General features: G+C 69.4%; 1 protein-coding gene. It reads right to left on the bottom strand.

Annotated features, from left to right (window positions below):
- The coding region (locus HJC40_RS45000; RefSeq protein WP_374273692.1) for a phosphate ABC transporter ATP-binding protein at positions 1–695 on the bottom strand (695 nt) is incomplete at its 3' end.
- Positions 696–767 lie beyond the last annotated feature (72 nt).

Raw genomic sequence — 767 nt, 5'->3', positions numbered from 1 at the left:
TCGGAACTCAGGAAAGCGGTGTAGTCACCGACGCGGCCGGCCTGCTGAAGGTTGTGGGTGACGATCACGATCGTGACGCCCGGTGTGAGCTCGTGCATCAGGTCCTCGATGCGCGAGGTGCTTCTCGGGTCGAGGGAGGACGCCGGCTCGTCCATGAGCAGGATGTCGGGCTCGATCGCCAGGGCACGGGCGATCACCAGGCGCTGCTGCTGGCCGCCGGACAGCCCCAGCGCGTTCTTGCCCAGGCGGTCCTTGACCTCGTCCCACAACGCGGCGCGGCGCAGCGCGTTCTCGGCGATGTCGTTGATGTCGCCGTGGAAGCCCAGCGTGCGCGGGCCGAACATGACGTTGTCGATGATCGACATGGGGAACGGGTTGGGTCGCTGGAAGACCAGGCCGATGCGGGTACGCACGGCGACCGGATCGACGTCCGGCGCGTAGAGATCCATACCCCGGTAGCGCACGTCGCCGGTGACGCGGCACCCGGGCACGAGGTCGTTCATGCGGTTCAGGCAGCGCAGCAGCGTGCTCTTGCCGGAGCCGGAGGGACCGATGAGCGTGACGATCGAGCCGCGTGGCACGGGGAACGTCACCTCCGCGACCGCGAGTTGTCCGCCATAGCTGACCGACACGTCCCGGTACGAAGCCACCGGATCCTCGCCGGCGTTCGGCCACCACCGCTCCGGCTGCGCCACGCACGGGCGGCCGAGCGGCGAGGTGCCCTCGACCGGGCCGGTGTCGGGCCGGCTGGTGTACTCGGCGTTGCA

The organism is Actinoplanes sp. M2I2 (assembly GCF_023544445.1).
In the GTDB taxonomy this organism is placed as follows: domain Bacteria; phylum Actinomycetota; class Actinomycetes; order Mycobacteriales; family Micromonosporaceae; genus Actinoplanes.
This window is presented reverse-complemented; position numbering and strand designations above follow the sequence as displayed.